The 22063-nt window shown below is 69.3% G+C and carries 27 protein-coding genes; 22 read left to right on the top strand and 5 right to left on the bottom strand.

Translation table 11 applies throughout. From position 1 onward, the window contains the following. Positions 1-2: 2 nt before the first annotated feature. The 22 genes from M7D61_RS07870 (at position 3) to M7D61_RS07765 (ending at position 18236) form a co-directional block, all read left to right on the top strand. Complete coding sequence (locus M7D61_RS07870; RefSeq protein WP_298229239.1) at positions 3-392, top strand: flagellar basal body rod C-terminal domain-containing protein; 390 nt, start codon at positions 3-5, stop codon at positions 390-392. Continuing rightward, complete coding sequence (fliE, locus tag M7D61_RS07865) at positions 392-709, top strand: flagellar hook-basal body complex protein FliE (RefSeq protein ID WP_298229237.1); 318 nt, start codon at positions 392-394, stop codon at positions 707-709. Before M7D61_RS07870 ends, fliE begins: the two co-directional genes overlap by 1 nt. Positions 710-713: 4 nt before the next feature. Then, positions 714-2306 (top strand): flagellar basal-body MS-ring/collar protein FliF, encoded by a 1593-nt coding sequence (gene fliF, locus M7D61_RS07860; RefSeq protein ID WP_298229235.1) that lies wholly within the window; start codon positions 714-716, stop codon positions 2304-2306. Beyond that, entirely contained in the window at positions 2303-3322 is a 1020-nt protein-coding gene (gene fliG, locus M7D61_RS07855) for a flagellar motor switch protein FliG (RefSeq protein ID WP_298229233.1), read from the top strand. The genes fliF and fliG overlap by 4 nt, the downstream gene beginning before the upstream one ends. A gap of 226 nt (positions 3323-3548) precedes the next feature. Next, positions 3549-4199, top strand: coding sequence for a FliH/SctL family protein (locus tag M7D61_RS07850; RefSeq protein ID WP_298229231.1), 651 nt, complete (start codon positions 3549-3551; stop codon positions 4197-4199). Then, entirely contained in the window at positions 4196-5527 is a 1332-nt protein-coding gene (locus M7D61_RS07845; protein ID WP_298229230.1) for a FliI/YscN family ATPase, read from the top strand. The genes M7D61_RS07850 and M7D61_RS07845 overlap by 4 nt, the downstream gene beginning before the upstream one ends. Then, complete coding sequence (locus M7D61_RS07840) at positions 5527-5946, top strand: flagellar FliJ family protein (protein WP_298229228.1); 420 nt, start codon at positions 5527-5529, stop codon at positions 5944-5946. Before M7D61_RS07845 ends, M7D61_RS07840 begins: the two co-directional genes overlap by 1 nt. A 115-nt stretch (positions 5947-6061) precedes the next feature. After that, complete coding sequence (locus M7D61_RS07835; RefSeq protein WP_298229225.1) at positions 6062-7546, top strand: NlpC/P60 family protein; 1485 nt, start codon at positions 6062-6064, stop codon at positions 7544-7546. Beyond that, positions 7543-8013, top strand: coding sequence for a flagellar hook capping FlgD N-terminal domain-containing protein (locus M7D61_RS07830; protein WP_298229223.1), 471 nt, complete (start codon positions 7543-7545; stop codon positions 8011-8013). Before M7D61_RS07835 ends, M7D61_RS07830 begins: the two co-directional genes overlap by 4 nt. Positions 8014-8033: 20 nt before the next feature. Next, positions 8034-9209 carry a flagellar hook protein FlgE gene (locus M7D61_RS07825; RefSeq protein ID WP_298229221.1) on the top strand — a complete coding sequence of 392 codons (1176 nt, stop codon included), beginning with the start codon at positions 8034-8036 and terminating at the stop codon, positions 9207-9209. A 2-nt stretch (positions 9210-9211) separates the two neighbouring features. Further along, positions 9212-9475, top strand: coding sequence for a flagellar FlbD family protein (locus M7D61_RS07820; protein ID WP_298229219.1), 264 nt, complete (start codon positions 9212-9214; stop codon positions 9473-9475). A gap of 9 nt (positions 9476-9484) precedes the next feature. Then, positions 9485-10267 (top strand): MotA/TolQ/ExbB proton channel family protein, encoded by a 783-nt coding sequence (locus M7D61_RS07815; RefSeq protein ID WP_298229217.1) that lies wholly within the window; start codon positions 9485-9487, stop codon positions 10265-10267. After that, positions 10264-11058 carry a flagellar motor protein MotB gene (locus M7D61_RS07810; protein WP_298229215.1) on the top strand — a complete coding sequence of 265 codons (795 nt, stop codon included), beginning with the start codon at positions 10264-10266 and terminating at the stop codon, positions 11056-11058. Before M7D61_RS07815 ends, M7D61_RS07810 begins: the two co-directional genes overlap by 4 nt. Beyond that, positions 11058-11972, top strand: a complete 915-nt coding sequence (locus M7D61_RS07805; RefSeq protein WP_298229213.1) for a flagellar motor switch protein FliM — start codon at positions 11058-11060, stop codon at positions 11970-11972. Before M7D61_RS07810 ends, M7D61_RS07805 begins: the two co-directional genes overlap by 1 nt. Further along, complete coding sequence (gene fliN / locus M7D61_RS07800; protein WP_298229211.1) at positions 11969-12688, top strand: flagellar motor switch protein FliN; 720 nt, start codon at positions 11969-11971, stop codon at positions 12686-12688. Before M7D61_RS07805 ends, fliN begins: the two co-directional genes overlap by 4 nt. 2 nt (positions 12689-12690) lie before the next feature. Next, on the top strand, positions 12691-13242 hold the full coding sequence (locus M7D61_RS07795) for a flagellar biosynthetic protein FliO (protein ID WP_298229209.1): 552 nt from the start codon (positions 12691-12693) through the stop codon (positions 13240-13242). Continuing rightward, positions 13239-13904 carry a flagellar type III secretion system pore protein FliP gene (gene fliP / locus M7D61_RS07790; RefSeq protein WP_298229207.1) on the top strand — a complete coding sequence of 222 codons (666 nt, stop codon included), beginning with the start codon at positions 13239-13241 and terminating at the stop codon, positions 13902-13904. The genes M7D61_RS07795 and fliP overlap by 4 nt, the downstream gene beginning before the upstream one ends. Beyond that, complete coding sequence (fliQ, locus tag M7D61_RS07785; RefSeq protein ID WP_298229205.1) at positions 13904-14176, top strand: flagellar biosynthesis protein FliQ; 273 nt, start codon at positions 13904-13906, stop codon at positions 14174-14176. The genes fliP and fliQ overlap by 1 nt, the downstream gene beginning before the upstream one ends. A gap of 11 nt (positions 14177-14187) precedes the next feature. Beyond that, positions 14188-14949 (top strand): flagellar biosynthetic protein FliR, encoded by a 762-nt coding sequence (locus tag M7D61_RS07780; RefSeq protein WP_298229203.1) that lies wholly within the window; start codon positions 14188-14190, stop codon positions 14947-14949. Positions 14950-14951: 2 nt separating this feature from the next. After that, the gene (locus M7D61_RS07775; RefSeq protein WP_298229264.1) at positions 14952-16028 is read left to right on the top strand and encodes an EscU/YscU/HrcU family type III secretion system export apparatus switch protein; all 1077 of its coding nucleotides are present in this window, start codon (positions 14952-14954) and stop codon (positions 16026-16028) included. Continuing rightward, positions 16028-18082, top strand: coding sequence for a flagellar biosynthesis protein FlhA (locus tag M7D61_RS07770; RefSeq protein ID WP_298229262.1), 2055 nt, complete (start codon positions 16028-16030; stop codon positions 18080-18082). The genes M7D61_RS07775 and M7D61_RS07770 overlap by 1 nt, the downstream gene beginning before the upstream one ends. Next, positions 18060-18236: a hypothetical protein gene (locus M7D61_RS07765; RefSeq protein ID WP_298229201.1), complete on the top strand. Its 177-nt coding sequence runs from the start codon at positions 18060-18062 to the stop codon at positions 18234-18236. Before M7D61_RS07770 ends, M7D61_RS07765 begins: the two co-directional genes overlap by 23 nt. Positions 18237-18330: 94 nt before the next feature. Here M7D61_RS07765 and csrA read toward each other — a convergent pair whose 3' ends face one another. The 5 genes from csrA to flgN form a co-directional block, all read right to left on the bottom strand. Beyond that, the gene (csrA, locus tag M7D61_RS07760; protein ID WP_298229199.1) at positions 18331-18570 is read right to left on the bottom strand and encodes a carbon storage regulator CsrA; all 240 of its coding nucleotides are present in this window, start codon (positions 18568-18570) and stop codon (positions 18331-18333) included. Positions 18571-18679: 109 nt separating this feature from the next. Further along, positions 18680-19075, bottom strand: a complete 396-nt coding sequence (locus tag M7D61_RS07755; RefSeq protein ID WP_298229197.1) for a flagellar assembly protein FliW — start codon at positions 19073-19075, stop codon at positions 18680-18682. Beyond that, positions 19072-19956 (bottom strand): flagellar hook-associated protein FlgL, encoded by an 885-nt coding sequence (gene flgL / locus M7D61_RS07750; protein ID WP_298229195.1) that lies wholly within the window; start codon positions 19954-19956, stop codon positions 19072-19074. Before flgL ends, M7D61_RS07755 begins: the two co-directional genes overlap by 4 nt. After that, a complete protein-coding gene (gene flgK, locus M7D61_RS07745) occupies positions 19953-21380 on the bottom strand; it encodes a flagellar hook-associated protein FlgK (protein ID WP_298229193.1) in 1428 nt (475 codons plus the stop codon). The genes flgL and flgK overlap by 4 nt, the downstream gene beginning before the upstream one ends. A gap of 5 nt (positions 21381-21385) precedes the next feature. Next, a complete protein-coding gene (gene flgN / locus M7D61_RS07740) occupies positions 21386-21874 on the bottom strand; it encodes a flagellar protein FlgN (RefSeq protein ID WP_298229191.1) in 489 nt (162 codons plus the stop codon). Between the last annotated feature and the right edge of the window lie 189 nt (positions 21875-22063).

Here is a 22063-nt window from a genome sequence, read left to right as displayed (position 1 = left end):
CCATGTCTGACGCCATCGGAATCGCATCGACCGGACTCACTGTCCACCGCAAATGGCTCGACGCCATCTCAGACAACCTCGCCAACATCAACACCGCCGAGCCCACCAGCGGACCCGCTTTCCAGGCGCGCTACGTCGCCGTCCAGGCCGGACCCGGAACGAGCGGCGTCTACGTCACCGGTGCCGCCTACGGCTCGGCCACCGGCCGCGTCGTCTACTCGCCCGACAGCCCCGAGGCCGACAAGAACGGCTACGTGCGCATGCCCGACATCGATCTCGGCGAGCAGATGGGCGAACTCATCATGGCCCAGCGCGGCTATCAGGCGAACGCCGCGGTCGTCGACCGCGCCCAGACCGCCTACCAGGCCGCCCTCGAGATCAGGGCGCAGTAATGAGCTTCGTCAGCCCGGTTTCCGGCAGCGCCGCGGCGAGCGCGCTCGCCGCCGTGCAGCAGGCGACGGCGACCGCCGCCGCCCAGCCCACCAGCGGAACGAGCTTCGCGACCTCTCTCACCGGGTCCGTCGACAGCCTCCAGGCCCTCCAATCGAACGCCAACACCCTTGCCGTTCAGGCCGTCACCGGCAACCTCAACGACATCGCCGACGCGACCATCGCCGCGACCCGCGCTCAGGTGACGATGGAACTCGCCAGCGCGGTGCGGAACAAGGGCGTCGACGCGTTCAACCAGATCATGAACATGCAGGCCTGACCCGATGCCCCCCTTTCTCCGCAGCGCTCTCACCCGCTTCAGCGACTACGTCAAGGGATTCACCTCCGCGCAGCGCACCATCGCGCTCATCGGCATCGCCGCCGTGGTCATCGGCGGCATCGCCCTCGGCTCGTGGCTCGGTCGGCCGACCTATGCCCCGCTCTTCAGCGGGCTCGCGGCGTCCGATGCCTCGGCGATCGTCAGCCAGCTCCAGTCCGACGGGGTGAGCTACCAGCTCGCCGACGGCGGCCAGACGATCATGGTGCCCCAGTCGGCGGTGTACAGCGAGCGGCTCAAGGCCGCGGCGAACAACCTCCCCGCCTCGTCGAACGGCGGCTACACGCTCCTCAACAAGCTCGGCGTGACGACTTCCCAGTTCCAGCAGGACGTCACCTACAAGCAGGCGATGGAGGGCGAGCTCGCCAATACCATCGACGCGATGAGCGGTGTCGGGAGCGCGGCGGTGAAGCTCGCCATCCCGACGCAGACGGTGTTCGTCTCGCAGCAGCAGGACCCGACGGCATCCGTCTTCGTCTCGACCGTCAACGGGGCGAGCCTCGGCAGCGACCAGGTGCAGGCCATCACCCACCTCGTCAGCGCGTCGATCACCGGGATGAAGGCGAGCGATGTGACCGTGGTGGATGCCGCCGGCAACGTGCTCTCCGCCTCCGGCACCGACCAGAGCGCCCTCACTGTCGACAAGGCCCAGACCTCCTACGACCACTCGACCCAGGCGAGCGTGCAGGCCATGCTCGACCAGATCGTCGGCGCCGGCAACGCGACGGTCGTCGTGCAGGGCACGATGAGCAACCAGACGCAGACCCAGACCAGCGACGCCTACGCCGTACCGAGCGGCACCCCGGCGGCGACCCAGTCCACGACGGTCCAGAAGTACACCGGCACCGGCGCCGGCGCGACGAGCGCCGGGGTGCTCGGCCCCGACAACATCGCCGTGCCGAACGGTACGACGGGCACCGGCAACTACGTCAACTCCAACGACAGCCGCACCAACGCGCTCGACCACACCCAGACCCAGACCTCGACCCCCGCGGGCCAGCTCCAGCGGCAGACGGTCTCGGTGGCGATCAACCAGGCGGCCGCGACGGCGGCGGGCGTCAACCTCGCGACGCTGACCCGGCTCGTGCAATCCGCCGTCGGCTACAACGCCGCCCGCGGCGACGTCGTCACCGTCGGGGCCCAGCCATTCGCGACAACGGCGGCAAACGCTGCTCAGCAGGCGCTCTCGCAGCAGCAGAGCATCCAGACCATGAACCAGCAGGCGCAGCTGCTCCAGACGGCGATCGTGTCGGGTGCGGTCCTGCTCGGCGTCGTCGCGATCGTGGTGTTCGGACTCGCGATGCGCCGCCGTCGGACCGTAGAGGAGGCCGCCGGACTCGAATACCAGCAGGTCGCGACGGTGGACGAGCACCCTGCGCTCACCGCCTCCGAGCGCGACGCGCTCGCCTCGCTCGACGGAGACAACCTCGACGGCTACGAGGCCAAGAAGCGCGACATCGCCGCGCTCGCCGCCGACGATCCGGGCCGCGCGGCCGCCCTCCTGCGCGGACTCATGGACCAGGAGGTGCGCGCGCGATGAGCACGGCCACCGCCCTCAACGGCACCCAGAAAGCCGCCGTGGTGCTCATGAACCTCCCGCCGGAGAGCGCGGCGGAGGTCTTGAAGCAGTTCAGCGACGCCGAAGCGGAGGAGATCGCCGCCGAGATCATCCGACTGCGCCGGGTGGATGCCGACACCGCGCAATCCGCCGTCGAGGAGTTCCACACGATGGCGATCTCGGGCAAGGTCAGCGCCCGCGGCGGCGAGGACGTCGCGAACGCGCTGCTCTACGCCGCGTTCGGCGCCGAGGGCGCCCAGGGCCTGCTCGGCCGCGTCGCCAACTCGCTCGCCGGCAAGGACTTCGAGTTCCTCGGCGACGTCGACCCCGGCCAGATCGTCGCACTGCTCGACGCTGAGCTGCCGCAGACCTCGGCGCTGGTGCTCGCCCACCTCAACCCGACGCTCGCGTCGAAGGTGCTCATGGGCCTCGACGACGAGACCCGCACCGAGATCGCCCGCCGCATCGCCGTGATGACCGCGGCAACGCCCGAGGCGGTCGCGCTCGTCGCGTCGGCGCTGAAGCAGCGGGCACACGCCGTACTCAAACTGCACCAGGTCGCCGACACGCTCGGCGGCGTGCAATCCGTCGTCGACATCATCAATCGCACCGACGTCAAGACCGAGCGCTCCGTGCTCACCGGTCTCGAGACCAAGGACCCGCAGCTCGCCGAGGAGGTGCGCGCCCGCATGCTGACCTTCGCCGACATCGTGAAGTTCGATCCGCGCGACGTGCAGCAAGTGCTGCGCGGCACCGACACCAACGTGCTCGCGATCGCCATGAAGGGCGCCTCCGAAGCCGTCGTCAACACCATCCGCAACAACCTCTCCGAGCACAATCGCGAGGTGCTCGACGAGGAGCTCGCCGCGCTCGGGCCGGTGCGCGCCTCACAGGTGGACGAGGCGCGGGCGACGGTCGTGCGCGCCATCCGCGAACTCGAGGCGGCGGGCGGCATCACGGTGTACCGCAGTGCCGACGAGGACCAGTTCGTCGACTGATCGGAGTGCACTGCCGCACGAGCCTGCGCACCAGGCGCGCTTCGAGCCGGGCCTTCGCCTCCGGCCGTCCAGCGGCGCGGGCCGGAATCGCGGGCAGCGGCACGCTTCGACGTCACCGGGCGCGGCGCGCGGCTAACCGGGGCGTGCTGGCGCACCGATAGGCCACGGTGAGCATGGACCCGCTCATCTGGCGCCACGGACCGGCGACGACCGATGAAGAGGTGCCGTGACCGACGCGCAGACCTTCGAGCGAATCGCCTACACCCGACTCGGCAGCGAAGCCCACGCCCGTGCCGAGGCCGCCGCCCGAGTGAGCGGCTACACCGCCGGGTACGCCGAGGGTGCCAGGGCCGCCGAAGCCGAGCTCGCCCACCGACGCGAGGCGCTCGACGCGCAGTACCGGGAGCAGTCGGCGGCGCTCGACGCACGGTTGCAGCAGCGCATCAGCACCCTCGAGCGGGTCATCGTCGCCGTCGACGCCCGTACCACCCCGGTCCTCGCCGAGGCCCAGGACGCCCTCGCCCTCGCGGCCATCGAGCTCGCCGAAGCCGTCGTCGGGCACGAGCTGCGGGATGCCGCCGACTCGGCGCGCTCCATCACGACTCGCGTCCTCGCCCAGATCGACGCCTCCGACATCGTCACCCGTCTCCGTGTCCCCCCCGGCGACGCGGCGCTCGTCGAGGCCGAACTGCGGGACATCCGGGCCTACGTCGTCGTCGCCGACGCCTCACTCGGGCGCGGCGACGTCGTCGCCGAACTCGCCGAGGGCTTCATCGACCTGCGTGTCACCGCCGCGCTCGCCCGGGCGCGAGGAGCCCTGCTCGACGGGGTCGGCGGTCTCAAGGGACTCCACCACCGCGAGGGCGGCACCCCATGACGCTGCAGCCCATCCCGACTCTCGAGGGGGCGGTGCTCGCCGCCCGCACCCAGCGCGTCGGACGCGTCTCGAGCATCGTCGGGCTCGCCCTCGACGTGCGTGGGCTGCTGCTCGTCATCGGCGACATCGTGCAGATCGGCGACGACCCGGCAGGCCCGCGCGACGGCGCGCTCGCCGAGGTCGTCGCGGTGAGCGGGGAATCCGCCCGCCTCATGCCGCTCACAACGCTCGTCGGCGTCGGCGTCGGGACGCAGGTGCGACGCCTGCCGCACCCCGCCTTCGTCCCCATCGGCACGGGGCTGCTCGGCCGCGTCATCGACGGCATGGGACGCCCCATCGACGGCCGGGGGCCGCTCGACGCCGACACCCGGGTCGGCATGTACGCCCCGAGCCCGAACGCGATGGAGCGCATCCGGATCTCGGAGCCGCTGCAGACCGGCGTTCGCGTGCTCGACACCCTCACCACCTTCGCGCGCGGCCAGCGCATGGGCCTCTTCGCGGGCTCGGGCGTCGGCAAGTCGTCGCTGCTGTCGATGATCACCCGTGGCACCGACGCCGACATCACCGTCATCGCCCTCGTCGGCGAGCGCGGTCGCGAGGTGCGCGAGTTCATCGAGGATGACCTGGGGCCTGCCGGCCTGGCTCGATCGGTCGTCGTCGTGGCGACGGCCGACGAGCCCGCGCTCATGCGCCGCCGCGCGGCGTTCGTCGCCACCCGTATCTCCGAGTCGTTCCGGGATGCCGGACGCGACGTCATCCTCATGATGGACTCCCTGACTCGCGTGGCCATGGCGCAGCGCGAGATCGGGCTGTCAGCCGGCGAGCCGCCGGCCACCCGCGGCTACCCGCCGTCGACGTTCTCGACGCTGGCGCAGCTGCTCGAGCGCGCCGGCACCGGGGCATCCGGCACGGTCACCGGCATCTACACGGTGCTCGTCGATGGCGACGACCACAACGAGCCCATCGCCGACGCCGCCCGCTCGATGCTCGACGGTCACGTCGTGCTGCGTCGCGAGCTCGCCATCGCGGGCCACTACCCCGCCGTCGACACGCTCGCCTCGATAAGCCGTCTCGCCGCCAAGGTCAACGACAAGGAGCACCAGCGCGCGGCGTCGGAGCTGCGCGCGGTGCTCGCTGCGCACCAGGCGGCGAAGGACCTCATCGACGTCGGCGCCTACCAGGCCGGGGCGAACCCGCTGGTCGACCGGGCGATCGCGCACCTCGGCGCGATCGAGGACTTCCTCAGGCAGGACTCCGACGAGCACACCGCCGCGGACGAGGCCTGGAGCAGGCTCGTCGCACTCACCACCGAGATCGGGAGACCGTAATGGCCGAATTCCGCCTGTCCAATCTGCTGCGGCTGCGCAAGCTCGAAAGCGATCAGGCGGCGGCCGGTCTCGCCGGCGCCAACCTCCGCGCCCGCGAGACCGAGGCGGCGGTGAGTCGCACCTACCGCCACCTCGCGCAGTACAGCGATGAGGCGATGGACGTCGAAAACCTCAGGGCGATCGCCGCAACGCGGCAGGCGACGGCGAGCATGCTCGACGAGCTGCGCCAGAAACTCACCGACGACGACAGCGCGGCGGCGCGCGCCCAGGCGGACTACCGGGATGCCGAGGTGCGCAATCGCACCCTCGGCAAGCTCGAATCGCGCTGGCGCGACGAGGCGGCCCGCCACGAGGCATCCGCGGAGCAGAACGCCCTCGACGAGATCACCATCGCCCGCGCTCGCCGTGGTGTTGCATAGCGCACCTAACGCGGGTCCCCGTCCGTCCGATAGCCACGGGTGACGAGCACGGATCAGCTCATCATCCCGGCCACGGACCAGGCCCGCCCGATTCCTCTTGAGTGGGGGGTGTGCCGTGACCATCGTCGATGCGACTTCGCGCTCCGACCAGGTCCTGGCCCGCGTCGCCGAGCATTCGGGCATGCCGTCCACAGCGACGTCGACGGGCTCGGCCGACGGCAGCCGCTTCAGCGACACCCTCGCCTCCGTCTCGGCCGGATCGACGGGGTCGACCATGACGGGCGCCGCGGGCGCCACCCTTCCGCAGGGGGTGACCGGCGACGACATCGTCGCGGCGGCCCAGCAGTACCTCGGCACCCCGTACGTCTTCGGGGGCGATTCGACGAGCGGCATGGACTGCTCGGGCCTCGTCAAGACCGTCCTCGGCCGGCTCGGCATGCAGACCGGGCACCTCGTCAGCGCGCAGTCCGGCCTCGGCACGGCGGTGCCCTCGCTCGCCCAGGCGCAGCCCGGCGACCTCATCGTCGAGAACGGCAACCAGCACATCCAGATCTATGCCGGCAACGGCAAGGTCATAGAGGCGCCCCGGCCCGGCGAGAACGTCGTCGAACGCGCCGAATGGCTCGATCCCAGCCGGATCCAGACCATCCGTCGGGTCACGACCGCGTCGACGACGGATTCCTCCGCCACCGACCTCAGCGCGCTGCTCGCCTCGAGCGGATTGCCCGCCGCCCAGCTCGCGCAGTTCGGCTCGCTCGCCCAGAGCCTCACCGGCTCGACGACGTCGGCGAGCCCGACGTCGTCGGCCGTCTCGGCCGCCGGCGCCGCCAACCTCGCCGCCAGCATCCAGCAGGCGCTGAGTTCCGGCGCGATTTCGACCTCGACCCTGGCACAGGCCTTCGCGCTCTCCGCCCAGCAGAGCGCGCTGAGCGGTCTGCTGGGGGGCGGCTCTTCGTCGGGCCTCGCGGGCTCGGCGAGCACGGACGTGCTCTCACAGATCCTCGGCGCCGGGTCCGCAGCGGGTGCCGCGGGTTCGACGGGGACGGCGGCATCGACCATCAGCGACCTCGCCGGCATGCTCAGCGCCCTCGGTGCGACACCAGCGACCCCAGCGGTGACCCCGGCTGCGCCGAACGTGGTGACCATCCCCGCCACGACGACTCAGACGGTTCCGCAGCAGCTCACCTCGCAGATCATCACGCTCGTTCAACAGGGCAACGGCAACCACAGTGTCATCGTCAAGATCGTCCCCGAGCAGCTCGGGCCGGTGACGGTGAACGCCCACCTGGCCGGCGGCCAGCTCAGCATCGGGCTCGCCGCTCCCACCGATTCCGCCCGCGACGCGCTGAACGGAATGCTCGGCGACCTGCGCCGCGACCTCGCCGGCTCCGGCATCTCCGCCGATCTCAGCCTTGGCGCGAGCACGTCCTTCAGCGATCTCGCCGGCCAGGCCCAGCAAGGCGGACAGCGCGGCGAGAGCGGCCGGAGCCTGTACTCCGCGGTCGTCCCGGCCGCGCCGACCACCCCATCGACCACCACGGCTGTGCTCGCCTCGTCGGCCGCGGCCGGGGAATCCACCGGATTGGACGTGATCGCATGACCGATATCTCGAGCGTGGCCTCCACCACGGCCGCCGCACCCGCCGCGGCCGGCACCGGCCTCCACAACGCCGCGGCGACGACGAGCGCACCCAGCAACACGATGGACTCGCAGATGTTCCTCAAGCTGCTCGTCACGCAGCTGAAGAATCAGGACCCCTCGTCGCCGATGGACACCAACCAGATGATCTCGCAGACGACCCAGCTCTCGATGATGCAGGAGCTCACGACGCTCGCCGGCACCTCGTCGAGCGGCTACGACCTGCAGATGAAGACCTCGGCGGCCGCGCTCGTCGGCCAGCGGGTGAGCTACACCGACTCCACCGGTGCGACCGTCGCCGGCACAGCCACCGCCGTGAGCTTCGCGGGCACCACGCCGACCGTCACCATCGGCGGCACGAGCGTTCCTCTCGACTCCATCTCGGGCGTCGCCGCGGCCGCGACCGCGAGCACCGCCCCCATCGCGTAACACCCTTCGAAAGGAATCCGATGCTCCGCTCGCTCTACTCCGGCATCTCGGGCCTGCAAGCCCACCAGACGATGCTCGACGTCACCGGCAACAACATCGCCAACGTCAACACCGTGGGCTTCAAGTCGTCGGCCGTCGAATTCCAAGACACCCTCTCGCAGCTCACGCAGGGCGCCACCGCACCCAATCAGACCACCGGCCAGGGCGGCACCAACCCCGCCGCGGTCGGCCTCGGTGTCAAGGTCGCGGGCGTTTCGACGAACCTCACGCAGGGCACCTCCGAGGCGACCGGCAAGGCCACCGACCTCATGCTCAACGGCGACGGCTACTTCGTCATCGCAGCCGGCGGCCAGCAGTCGTACACCCGCGCCGGCGACTTCACCTTCGACTCCTCGGGGCAGCTCGTCACGCCCGACGGCTCGGTCGTGCAGGGCTGGACGGCGAACGCGGCAGGCACCGTCAACACCGGCGGCCCGCTCGGCGCGGTGACCCTGCCCGCGGCCGCGACGGCGGCGGCACAGGCGACGACGTCGGCCGGCTTCGTCGGCAATCTTCCCTCGGACGGCACGACCCCGCTCGTCCGTCAGGTGCCGGTCTACGCCCCGGACGGTACGGCATCCACCGCGACACTCACCTTCACCCCGCTGGGCGGCGGCAGCTGGTCGGTGTCCGACGGCACCCCCACGGTCTTCCCCGACCTGCAGTTCACTGCAGGCGCCCTCACCTCGGTGCCGACCACGACGACGAGCAACGGCATCAGCTACGACTTCTCGAAGCTCAGCGGCTACGCCGGCATCTCGACGCTCGCCCTCGACAGCCAGAACGGCCACGCGGCGGGCACGCTGAACTCGTACACGATCGGCACCGACGGCACCATCACCGGAACCTTCAGCAACGGGGTCACCCAGGCCATCGCCCAGATCGCCATCGCGAACTTCTCCAATCCTTCGGGATTGGAGAAGCAGGGCGACTCCAAGTGGGGTGTGAGCGCCAATTCGGGCACACTCGCCGTCGGCACGGCGGGCGCCCCGGGCTTCGGCACGATCTCCGCGGGCTACCTCGAGGCGTCGAACGTCGACCTCTCGCAGGAGTTCACCAACCTCATCGTCGCGCAGCGCGGCTTCCAGGCCAACGCACGCGTCATCACCACGAGCGACTCCGTTCTGCAGGAGCTCGTCGACCTCAAGCGGAGCTAGCCATGATCACCATCACCCGTCTCGGCGGCCAAGCCGTTTCGATGAATCCCGACCTCATCGAACGGATGAGCGAGAACCCCGACACGACGATCTACCTCGTCGACGGGTCGAGCATCATCGTGCTCGAGCCGATGGACGAGGTCGTCGAGCGGATCCACGACGCCCGCGCCGACGTGCTCGCCCGTGCGGCGAAGCGCCGCGACGACGAACTGCTCGCCGTCGCGGCCGCCGAGACGCTCGAACGCACCCGCGTGGTCACCGAGTAGCCCGAGCGCATGGACATCGCACTCCTCGTCGGTCTCATCGGAGCCTTCGGCTCCGTCGTCGCCATGCTCACCCTCGAAGGGTCGAGCGTCACCTCGATCATCCTGCCCGCGCCGATGATCATGGTGCTCGGCGCGACGATCGCGGTGTCGTTCGGGTCCGGGACGCTGAGCGACTTCCTCGTCGCGATGAAGTCGATCTCCACGGCGTTCCGGGGCAAGGTCGAGAAGCCGACGGCCGTCATAGACCAGCTCGTCGGCATCGCCGAGAAGGCGCGCCGCGAGGGATTGCTCTCGCTCGAGAGCGATGCCGCCGAGGCCAAGGACCCGTTCCTCAAGAACGCGCTCCAGAACGTCGCCGACGGCGTCGGCGAGGAGGAATTGCGCACGCTGCTCGACGACGAGATCGCGACGAAGGACCGGGTCGGCAAGGCCTCCGCGCGGTGGTTCAAGATGGCGGGCGGCTATGCCCCGACCATCGGCATCATCGGCACGGTCATCTCGCTCACCCACGTGCTGGCGAACCTGTCGGACCCCGGCCACCTCGGCCCGATGATCGCCTCGGCGTTCGTCGCGACCCTTTGGGGCCTGCTGTCTGCGAACTTCATCTGGCTGCCCATCGGCGACCGGCTCTCGCGCGTGACCGAGCTCGAGACGCAGCGTCGCCAGATGATCCTCGAGGCGGTGCTCGCCGTCCAGGCCGGCGCCGGACCGCGCCTGCTCAGCGAGCGCCTCCAGGCGATGATCCCGAACCAGCCGAAACCCAAGGACAAGGACCTGGCGAAGGCAGCATGAGCTCCCGCAAGCATCGCAAACCGCGCGGCCATGCCAGTGCCGAGCACCACGTCGACGAGCGCTGGATGGCCTCGTACATGGACATGGTGACAGTGCTCATGTGCATGTTCATCGTGCTCTTCGCGATGTCGAGCGTGGACGCGGGCAAGTTCCAGAAGCTCAAGGACTCCCTCGCCTCGGGTTTCGGCGTCGTCACCAGCCAGAAGGTCGACCCCGGCACCCTAGACAACCCCGCGACCGCGAAGCCCGGCGAGCCGACACTCACCGTGCAGGCCCTGGCTGAGCTCAACCGCCTCGAGAAGCTCAAGAAGGCCATCAACGCCGCGGAGGCGAGGATCGGCCTGCAGAACGACGTCACCTACGACATCGACGTGCGCGGTCTCACCGTCCACCTCTCGAGCTCGACGTATTTCGCGTCGAATTCGACGCAGCTCACCGATGTCGCGGCCCGTGTGCTCACCGCGGCATCCGGCCCGTTGCGCGGTGTCTCGAACGGCATCTCCATCGAGGGCCACGCCGATAGGACGCCCGCGCACCCGCCGTTCCCGACGAACTGGGAGCTCTCGGCCGACCGCGCTGTCGCGGTGCTGCGCGAGCTCGTCGAGCAGGGCCACATTGCGGGCCAGCGCGTCGGCGCCACCGGATACGGGGATGCCCGGCCCGCGGCATCCGGCAGCACCGTGGACGCGCTGGCAAAGAACCGCCGTGTCGACGTTGTCGTGCTCTCGAGCGCCCCCGAGGACGTGCGCGCGCTGATCCCCGCGCTGCTCAAGGCGAAAGGAGCCCAGTGATGACCATGATCGAGGAGCTCGGCCTCGCCGACTATGAGATCTACGATTTCAGCCGGACGACGACGCTCGCCCGCGCGCAGGCGCGCGGCCTCGAGTTGGCGTTCGAGACCTTCACCCGGCAGTGGGGCACGCAGCTGACGACGAAGACCCGCACCCGGGCGGTGGTCTCGTTCGACTCGGTGAGCGTGCAGACCTACGACGAGTACTCGGCCACGCTGCCCGCGCAGACGGCGCTCGCGCTTTTCGGGGTGGATGCCTCGCCGTCCGGCGGCAAGGCGGTCATCCAGTTTCCGGCCCGCAGCGGGCTCGGGTGGATCGCCCGCATGCTCGGCGGCGCAAACGACCCGCTCGAGTTCGAGGACGACTGGATTCCCCAGGAGCGCCCCTTCACGATCATCGAGCAGGCCATCATGCGTCGCCTCATGGAGGACACGGTCGACGACCTCAAGTACTCCTTCGGCGCACAGCTCAAGGGCGACATCGGTTTCGAGAGCATCCAGCACAACTCGCAGTTCGCCCAGGCGAACGGGCCGGCCGACCTCATGGTCGTCGCCGAGTTCACCGTCGCCGTCGCCGAGCGCATCGCCGCCGCGAGCGTCGCACTTCCCGCCGACGCGGTGCTGCCCGGCATCACCGGTGCGGCCGTCGCCGCAGCCCGGGGCGACGCCCTCGAGCTCGTGCGCGCCCAGATCGCGAGCGTGCCGGTCGAGGTCGGCCTGCAGCTCAGCCCCCGCATCGTCACCGCGCGGAGTGTCATCCACCTGGCGGTCGGCGACATCATCCGACTTCCCCATCCCAGCCACAAACCCCTGCATGTCGCAGTCGAAGGGCAGCCCATTGCCCGCGCCTCGGTCGGATCGACCGGTTCCCGCGTCGCCTGCGTCATCGTCGACACCGAGGAGTCCGCCCGATGAACGCCAACCTCACCGCCTCAACGGATGCCGCGGTCGCGGCGGCCGGCGTGCTCGCCGACGCCCTTCCGACCAGCCAGAGCCTCACCGTGCGCCTGCGCGACGCCGGCGGCACCGCGCCGAGTGAGGGCGCCTGGCTGCGCGCAGCCGTCGTCGCGACCTTCGTCGGCGGCCGCTCCTACGACGTCGCTCTCGCGGTGAAGCCGGGCGTCGTCCCGACCGACGCCGGCGGCGACGGCGTGGCCGACCTCGCCCTCGAGGACGTCGTGCAGACCTCCCTCACCGACGCGGTGGGCCGCTTCGGCGACGGCGTGCTGTCAGGATTGCACCTCGACGACGCCACCGCGCTGTTCGCCGATCCCGACACGATCATTGTCGAGCTGCGTCACGCGAGCGACGGCGTGCAGGCGCTCTTCGCCGTGCGCCACCGCGCGGTGGCCGGCCGCCCGGCCAGCGACGAGGACCTCGCCGACCGGCTCGGCCGCATCAACGGAGTCGAGATGGCGCTCACCGTCCAGATCGGGCGCACCCGCATGGCGGTGCGCGATGTGCTCGGGCTCGAGCCCGGCGCGATCGTCGAGCTCGACCGCTCGGCGGGCTCGCCGGCGGACATCCTGCTCAACGGCCGCCTCATCGCCCACGGCGAGGTCGTCGTCGTCGACCAGGATTACGCGGTGCGCATCACGAGCATCCTCGACGTCGCGGATGCGGCGGCCTAGCCATGGACGTCACCGTTCTGCTGCGGGTGGTGGTCTCGCTCGGCGTCGTGTTCGGCGCCATCTGGTTCATCAGTCGGCGCGTCCGCAAGCGCTCGGTGAAGAATCCCCGCAAGACCGCCGCCGTCCAGGTGCTCGGGCGCGCGAGCGTCGCCGGAAAGGCGTCGGTCGTCGTGGTCGAGGCCCTGGGCAGGCATCTCGTGCTCGGTGTCACCGAGCACGGCGTCACCGTGCTCCACGACACTGAGGCCCCTGTCGAACCGCCGGCTCCCCAGTTCTCGGCCGCGCTGCACGAAGCCCAGAAGGCCGCTCCGCTCGAGGCGTTGCGCGGTGCCGTCGGGCTGAGTTACGGCGCGACGCGCACGGATTCCGCCTCGAGACACGGCGCGTCGCCCGAATCCCAGCCCGAGCATATGGTTGCCCCGAACACGCCCCCCTCGCCGAAGGCCAGGCCGGCGACCTTCCCCAAGGTCGGCAAACCCACCTGGCATCCGGCGGAGCGCGTCTCGTTCCGGTCGGCTCTGCTGTCCGAGGTCAAGGACCTGATCAATAAGTGAACATCAGCATCAACGGCTTGAACGGCGGTCCCGGCGCCGGCGTCCTCACTCTGCTCGGCATCACGCTGCTGTCGGTGGCACCCGCACTGCTTCTCATGATGACATCGTTCACCAAGGTCTTCGTCGTGCTGTCGATGACACGCAATGCGCTCGGGCTCAACAACATCCCGCCCAACCAGGTCATCGCAGGGCTCTCGGTCTTCCTGACGTTCTTCATCATGTGGCCGGTCCTCACCGACATCAACACCGCAGCGGTGCAGCCGTACCTGAACGGCCACATCGACTTCACCCAGGCGGTCGCGCTCGCCGAGACACCGCTGAAGCACTGGATGCTGCCTCTCACGCGTCAGGACGACATCGCCCTCATCACCCGCGTCGCGAACCGCGCCAACCCGGCCAGCCCCGACGCGACACCGATGTCGGCGCTCATCCCGGCCTTCATGCTCTCCGAGCTGCGCAGTGCGTTCATCATCGGCTTCGTCATCTTCATCCCGTTCCTCATCATCGACATCGTCGTCGGCGCGGGTCTGCAGTCGCTCGGCATGATGATGCTGCCTCCCGTGATGATCTCGCTGCCGTTCAAGGTGCTGCTCTTCGTCCTCGTCGACGGCTGGGGCCTCATCATCACCTCGCTCATCAAGAGCTATTCGGGGCTGCACTGATGGACAGCGCCGCGATCCTCGACATCGGGGTGCAGACGCTCGTCGTGGCGGCGAAGCTCGCAGCCCCCATCGTGCTCACCGCGCTCGCGGTCGGCTTCGCCATCGCGCTCTTCCAGTCGGTGACGCAGATCCAGGAGGTCACCCTCTCGTTCGTGCCGAAGATCATCGGCGTCGCCATCGCCCTGGTGGTGTGCGGCGGCTGGATGATCCAGTCGCTCGTGCAGTTCACGCAGGAGCTCTTCGACCGCATCCCGACCCTCCTGAACGGCTGAGGACGGCAGCGATGAACATCCCGATCGACCCCCGGTGGCTCGAGAGCACACTGCTCGCCAGCGTGCGCATGGCGATGTTCATCATCATCGCGCCGCCGTTCAGCTCGCGCGCCTTCCCCGGCATGGTCAAGGCGATCCTTTCGGTCGGCCTCGGCGTGGCGGTCTCCGGCACGGTCGAGCAGAGCCTGCCGAGTCTCACCGACGCCGCCTTCTACCTCGCACTCGTCGAGCAACTCACGATCGGGGCGGCACTCGGCTTCCTCGTCTACCTCGTCTTCGCTGCGATCGAGTCGGCCGGCTCTCTTATCGACCTCTTCGGCGGATTCCAGATCTCGCAGGCTTTCGACCCGACGCTGTCCCTCAACGGTGCGGCCTTCGCGCGGCTCTTCCAGATGGCGGCGGTGGCGCTGATGTTCTCCTCCGGCGCGTACCAGATCGTGCTCGCAGGGCTCGCGCGCACCTTCGTCTCGCTCCCCGTCGGCGCAGGATTCCCCGCCACCATCACCGCCGCCGACGTGGCGGCCGAACTCAGCGGCATGTTCGTGGCTGCCGTGCAGATCGCGGGGCCGCTCATCATCGTGCTCGTGCTGGCGGACATCGGGCTGGGCCTCCTCACCAAGGTCGCTCCTGCCCTCAACGCCTTCTCGATGAGCTACCCGATCAAGATGACGCTGTCACTCGCGCTCGGCGGCGTCGTGTTCGTGGCGCTCCCGGCGGCGATCGCATCGATGACGGGCGCCGCCGTCGCACTCATCGGGGGTGGTCATCCGTGAGCATGGAACGCACCGAGCAGGCGACGCAGAAGCATCTGCAGGAACTGCGCCGCGACGGCAAGCTCGGCCGTTCGCAGGAGTTCTCGAGCTGGCTCGGCATCGGTCTCGCCTGCGCGCTGCTGCCCGTCGTCATCACGGCGGCGTCGACGAACGCGGTGTCGCAACTCTTCACCGCGGGCTCGATCATGACCGACCCCGACCCGCAGAAGGCGCTCATCGCGCTCGAGAACGGTCTCGGCTCGGTGCTCGGGGTGCTCACTCCGATCTTCGTCGCGCTGATCGGCGCGATCTTCACGGCCGCCGCCGCGCAGGGCGGCATCCGATTCCGCCGACTCAAGCCGCACTTCGACGGCTTCAACGTCGTGAACGGTGCGAAGCGCCTGTTCTTCAGCGGCCAGGCCTGGTGGGAGCTTCTCAAGTCGCTGCTCAAGAGCGGCGGCGTCGCCGTGGCGCTCTACCTCATCATCCAGTCGATCCTGCCGACGCTGATGTCGTCCGGCGGGCACTCCGTCGGCCAGCTCCTCGACCAGGCGAGTGGCGCGGTGATGTGGCTGCTCATCGTTGCGATCGCCGCCGGGGTCGGGATCGCCCTCATCGACGTCTTCGTCACGCAGCGCCGCAACCGCAAGCACTCGATGATGACGAAGTACGAGGTGAAGCAGGAGCACCGCCAGAACGACGGCGACCCGCTGCTGCGCGGCCAGCGGCGCTCGCGTGCCATCGCCCTCACCCGGAACCGCATGATCCTCGCCGTCAGTGAGGCCAGCGTCGTCATGATCAACCCGACCCACTTCGCCGTGGCGCTGCGGTACGAACCGGGCAAATCGGCTCCGTACGTCGTGGCCAAGGGTCAGGGGTTCGTCGCGCAGCGCATCCGCGAGGAGGCCGACCGCCTCAAGGTGCCGATGGTCCGCGACATCCCGCTCACGCGTGCACTCCACGCGCAGATCCCCCTCGGCGGCGAGATCACCGTCGAGTTCTACACCGCCATCGCGCAGGTCCTCACCTTCGTCGCGATGCTCAAACGCCGCGGCGCCCTCTCCGGCGTCCACGACCGCCCGGGAGGCGCCTCGCGATGATGAAGAACAAGAAGTTCTCGATGATCGGGGTACCGCTCGGCGTTGTCGGCATCGTTCTGCTGCTCGTGCTGCCGGTGCCGTCGTGGCTCCTCGACGTGCTGCTCGTCATCAACCTGGTCTTCGTGCTGCTCATCCTGCTCACGACGCTGTTCGTCAAGCGACCGCTGGACTTCTCGGTCTTTCCGTCGCTGCTGCTCGTGGCGACCCTGCTGAGGCTCGGCCTCAGCGTGGCCTCGACCCGCCTCGTCCTCGAGAACGGCTTCGCCGGCCAGGTCATCCAGACCTTCGGCGAGGTCGCGGTGGGTGGTTCGGTCGTCATCGGCGTGGTCGTGTTCGCGATCCTCGTCGTCATCCAGTTCATCGTCGTCACCAAGGGCGCCGAGCGCGTCGCCGAGGTCGGTGCGCGCTTCACCCTCGACGCGATGCCCGGCAAGCAGATGGCGATCGACGCCGACCTGTCGGCCGGCCTCATCTCGGATGCCGAGGCGAAGGAGCGCCGCGCCGAGATCGCCGCCGAGGCCGACTTCTACGGCGCGATGGATGGTGCATCGAAGTTCGTCAAGGGCGACGCGATCGCCGGAATCCTCGTCATCGTCGTCAACATCATCGGCGGTCTCGTCATCGGGATGCTGCAGCACGGCCTCGACTTCACCACCGCCCTCAACAAGTACACGCTCCTCACCATCGGCGACGGCCTGTCGGCGCAGATCCCGGCGCTCCTCATGGCGGTGTCGACCGGCATGATCGTGACCCGCTCGAGCGCCTCGGTCGAGATGGGCGTCGCGGCGGCGAAGCAGCTCGGCCAGTCGCAGATCGCGCTGATGATCGCGGGGGGCGCGGCGATCCTGCTCGGGCTCATCCCGGGGATGCCGTTCCTCGCCTTCGCCGCGGTCGGCACCGTCCTCATCGTCGTCAGCCGTCGGATCGCCTCGGGCGCCAAGAAGGCGCAGAAGGTCGCCGAACGCGACGCGATCGCCGCGACCGGACCACGCGAGAGCAGGACGGAGGACCTCCTCGAGCAGATGCGCGTGCACGTGCTCGAGATCCTGCTCTCGCACGACCTCGTCGATCTTGTCAACGGCGCGCAGAACGATCTCCTCGGCCGGATCAAGGCGCTGCGCCGCAAGGTCGCGCTCGACCTCGGATTCGTCGTCCCACCGGTGCGGACGCGCGACAGCGTCGACCTTCCCGACTCGACCTACGCGATCCGCCTCGCCGGCGTCGAGGTCGCGCGGGGCACGGCACCGGTGGGCCGGCTGCTCGCGCTCGGCGACTTCCTCGATGCGCTGCCGGGGGAATCCGTCGTCGAACCGGTCTTCGGGCTGCCCGGCAAGTGGATTCCCGCCGAACTGCGCAACAATGCCGAGATGCAGGGCGCGACGGTCATCGACCGCGTCTCCGTCATCGTCACGCACCTCTCGGCGATCATCAGCGACAACGCCGCGAAGCTGCTGTCGCGCGAGGACGTGCGCGTGCTCGTCGACGGGGTGAAGGCGACGAACCCGGCCGCGGTCGATGAGCTCATCCCGGCGCCGCTGTCGCTCGCCGAGGTGCAACGGGTGCTGCAGGGCCTGCTCGCCGAGCAGGTCGCGATCAACGATCTGCCGCGCCTGTTCGAGGCGCTGTCCCTCGCGGCGAAGATCTCGACCGACCCCGAGGCGCTCATCGAGGCCGCCCGCGAGTCGCTCGGCCCGGCCATCGCCGCCCGGTACCTCGAGAACGGCACGCTCCGAGTGCTCATGATCGAACCGTCGCTCGAGCAGACCATGCTCGAGGGTCTGCGCCAGGGCCCTGCCGGATCGCAGATTCTGCTCGACGGCAGCCAGCACTCGCGCCTCGTCAATGCCGTCAAGCAGACCGTCGCCGCGGCCGCCGCGGAGGGCCAGTCGCCTGTTCTCGTCTGTGCGCCGCAATTGCGCTCGGCGGTGCGCCGCCTCGTGTCGGCACAGCAGGGAGGATTGCCCGTGCTTTCCTATAACGAAGCGACGGCATCGCCGTCGACCATCATCGAGACGATCGGGGTGATCCGACTTGCCCAGCATTCCCTCGCCTGACGAAGCCGCCCGCAAGGAGGCCATCGCCAAGCTCCTCACCGACGGCGAGGAGGTCGATCCGCACGTGTTCGAGCGCGCCGCCGAGCAGACGGCGACGTTCGATGCGGTCATCGACGATCTCAACAACTTCCTCGACGACGAGGACGAGGACTGAGCGCTCTCACGGTGCGCCAGGTTCTCGAGTCCTCCGCGGCGCTTGGGCTGCCGCCCTTCGCCGAGATGGGCGATCGATCCGCCGGGTCGATCGCCTAAGCGTCCCGTGCAGGTTTGAGCAGGTCGATCAGCGCCGCCTGCTCCGTCTCGCCGGCCTGCGCGGCCGCCGCGGTCTCGGCGGCGATCGCCTCGAGCAGCTCGGAGCGCTGGACCCGCACCTCGCGCGGGGCGTCGATGCCGAGCCGGATCGCATCGCCCTTGATATCGACGACGGTGATCGTGATCGAATCGCCGATGACGATGCTCTCGCCGAGCTTGCGGGTGAGCACCAGCATCGCGATCCTCCTGATCTCGGGGCGTCTTGGCGCAAGATTACCCTGCCGTCAGGCGGACATCCGGCCTTTGCGCAGGCGGAGATCCCGGCCGGTGGCGCCCAAGTAACGGCTACGCGGCGAGCAGCGCCCCGAGCGGCGCTCTCACCGAGAGCGCGTCGTCGTCGATGATGACCTGCAGCGCCTCCCGTGTCACGCGGTTGACGACGATGGGCGCGACGAGGTTGACGACGGGTTCGGTGCCCGCCGGATTCACCACGACGTAGACTTCGGCATCCTCACCGCTCGTCAACCCCAGTGTCGCGGCCTCCTCGTCACCGATGACCGGGGCATAGCTCGGCAGCAGCGAGCCGTGCACGATGAAGAGCCGCACCGAGTCGTTCGCCGCGCGCAGCGCGTAGAGGCCGTTCTCGACGTGGAAGAGGTTGAAGTCGCACTCGGCAAGACCCATCGGCGCGGCGAGGAAGCGCACGGGCTCGGTGTACACGGACACGGTCGGGATCGTCATTTCAGGAAGTCCATGAGGTTGGTTTGCATCGTCTTCGACGAGACGAGCAGTGCGGCTTGGTAGACGTTGTTCTGGTTCGTGAGGTTGATCGCCGCCTGCGCGGTGTCGACGTTCTCGACATCGCTCTGCTGCTGGGTGAGAGCGATGCCGCGCGACTGCTGCACGCTGTTCGCCGCCGAAATCGCGTTCTCGACCGAACCGACGGTCGCCTGGGCGGATTCCACCGAGCGCAGCCGCGTGTCGATCGCGGTGAGCGAGGCTTGCGGATTGCCGTTCGCACGCAGGGTCGTCGAGATGCCGTCGAGATCGGCAAACACCGAGGACGCACCGGAGCCGAACACGTTCGACCCGTTGACGTCGACCTGGACGACATTGTTCTGCCCGATCCGGCGCTGCACCAAATCGCTCGACGAGCCCGCCCAGGCATAGGTGGTCGTGTCGTACGCCCCGCTCGCCGACGAGGTGCCGGCGAAGGCGTTGCGTCCGCCGACCTTGGCGTTGGCCTGCACCAGGAGCTGCTGCTTGATGGCGTCGATCTGATCGGCGATCGCGCTCTTGGCGGCGGCGGTCGTGGTGCCGTTCGAGGCCTGCACGACGAGGTCGCGCACCTTGCGCAGCAGGGTGTCGGTCTGGGTCAAGGCGCTGTCGGTCGTGGTCGTCCAGGACTGCGCGTCGGTGATGTTGCGCGAGTATTGATCGTTCTGAGCGATGGATGCCCGAACACCGAGTGCCGTCGACGTGCCAGCCGGGTCATCCGAGGGGCGGGTGATGCGCTTGCCGCTCGCGGCCGCCTGCTGCGCGTTCGCGAGTGCTTGCAGGCTCGACTGCACCCGCCACTGCTGGGCCGCGTAGATCGTCTGGTTCGTGATGCGCATGCTCATGCGATGCCGACCACCCCGGTGTGGTTGATGAGGGTGTCGAGGAGTTGGTCGACGGTCGTCATGACGCGGGCGGCCGCCTGGTAGGCAGCCTGCTCGGTGACCATGTCGATGCCCTCCTGGTCGGTGGACACCGACGAGTTCGACGCCTGGACCGCCGTCGCGCTCGTCAACGTCGACGAGGTGAGGGTCTCGAGCCGCGAGGCGCTCTGCGAGGCGGTGGCGACCTTGGCGACGAGCTGGCTCCACTGCGCATCGGGCGAGGCGGCGCTGGCGCCGATCTGCGACACCCGGTCGGCGAGGCTGCCGTCGTAGCTCAGCGCGCCGGCGGCGGCGGTGCCGATCTGAGTGCCCGAGGTGATCGCGACGGAGAGGCCGACGGCGGCGGGCCGCGTGGGATCGATGGCGAAGAACGCACCGGCCAGCGCGCCGGTGTTGGTCTGACCGGTCGTGACGATGCCGTTGACCTGACCGGCGAGCTGGTTCGCGAGGTTGTTGTAGCCCGCCGCCGTCTCGGCGAGCGCCCCGCCTGTTCCGGCGCCGTTAGCGGGGGCGAGCAGCGCGAGCGCGCCGGCGATCTGGCCACTGTCGATGCCGATGACCTGGCCGCTCGATGCCCACTGCAGCTGCACAGGGCTGCCCGATGCACCGCTGACGTCGCTGGCTCCGATGGCCTGGACGTGGTTCGCCGTGACCGAGTCGACGAGCAGGTTGCCGTCGAGCAGTACGTTGACGGTGCCATCCGCGTTCGGCGTCACGGTGCCGCCGGCGAGTTGTGCCACCTGAGTGGTGAGCAGGTCGCGCTGGTCTTTGAGCTCGTTGGCAGAGCCGCCCGAGGCGATCGTCTGCTGGATGACCGAGTTGAGCTTGGCAATCTGGTCGGCGGCGATGTTGACCTGGTCGGCGAACGAGTCGACCTGACCGCGCAGCTGCGACCACTGGTCGGCGGCATTCGAGTAGCCGGTTGCGATCTGCTGCACGAGCGCCTGCCCGGTGGCGATGACGGATTGCCCGGCCGAGGCGTCCGAAGGCGTGTTCGAGAGGTCCTGCCACGACGACCAGAACTTCTGGAACTGGGCGGAGAGCCCGTTGTTGCTCGGTTCGTTGAAGGAGTCCTCGAGTGTGGTCAGTGTGGCCGACTGGGTTGTCGCCGAGGCGGATGCCGCCGTCGCCGAGCGGACCCGGGCGTTGACGAGCTCGTCTGTCAGCCGTTCGACGCCCGTGACGATGACGCCCTGGCCGGGCTGCGCCGAACCGAGTGTGGCGGGGCCGACGAGTGCGGGTGCGGGTGCGGAGGTGACCTGGAGCCGCTGGCGGGTGTAGCCCTGGGTGCCGGCGTTGGTGATGTTCTGCCCGGTGACGTCGAGCGCCTGCTGCGCTGCCGTCAGGCCGGTGTACGCAGTGTCGAGGCCGCCGAAGGTGGACACGGTCCCTAGGCATCCCTGTCGATGAGGCGCGCGTCCGGCTGGGCGGACGCAGTGGTGCCTCGGGGCGTGTAGGTGGCTGCGGCCTCGGCCGGACCGATGAGGGTCTCCTGGGTGGAGCGGATCGCGGCGCGAAGCATATGGTCGTTGGCGTCCCGCAGCGTTGAGATGCGGTCGACGGAGGTCAGCAGCGCAGTGAGGTGCGCGGTGAAGATGTCGTGCCAGACGAGCTCGGGCGCGGCTCCCACGATCTGGCGCAGCGACGGCAGCTCGGCGGCGATTCCCCACTCGTCGGCGAGCTGCGCCACCTCGACGTCGCGCACGAGGTTGAGCTTGCGCAGCTGTGCGGTGATCGAGGCGATCTCATCGCTGGCGCGCTGGATCCACCGGGTCTTGCCCACGGCGAGAAGCGCCTGCTCCGCCTCGAGGCGGAATTCGAGCACGTCCAGCAATTCGCGTTCCTGCCACAGCAGAGCGGAAAGCTCGCTTGCTCCCACAGCAGTCCTCCAACCTGTTCATAGGCGCGGCCGTTCGTCGCCGCTCAAGGGGTGATTCGCGTGCACGGCACGCCTATGCACAACGAGCTATCGGTGCGCGCCAACCTCATGTTAGGTAATCCGCCTTCGACCGCGCCGGAATCCGCGTGGGAGTTCCCGCGGCGGCGCCGGCCCCGCGCACGAGTCCGC

Source organism: Gryllotalpicola sp. (genome assembly GCF_027352875.1).
Lineage (GTDB): Bacteria > Actinomycetota > Actinomycetes > Actinomycetales > Microbacteriaceae > Gryllotalpicola.
This window is presented reverse-complemented; position numbering and strand designations above follow the sequence as displayed.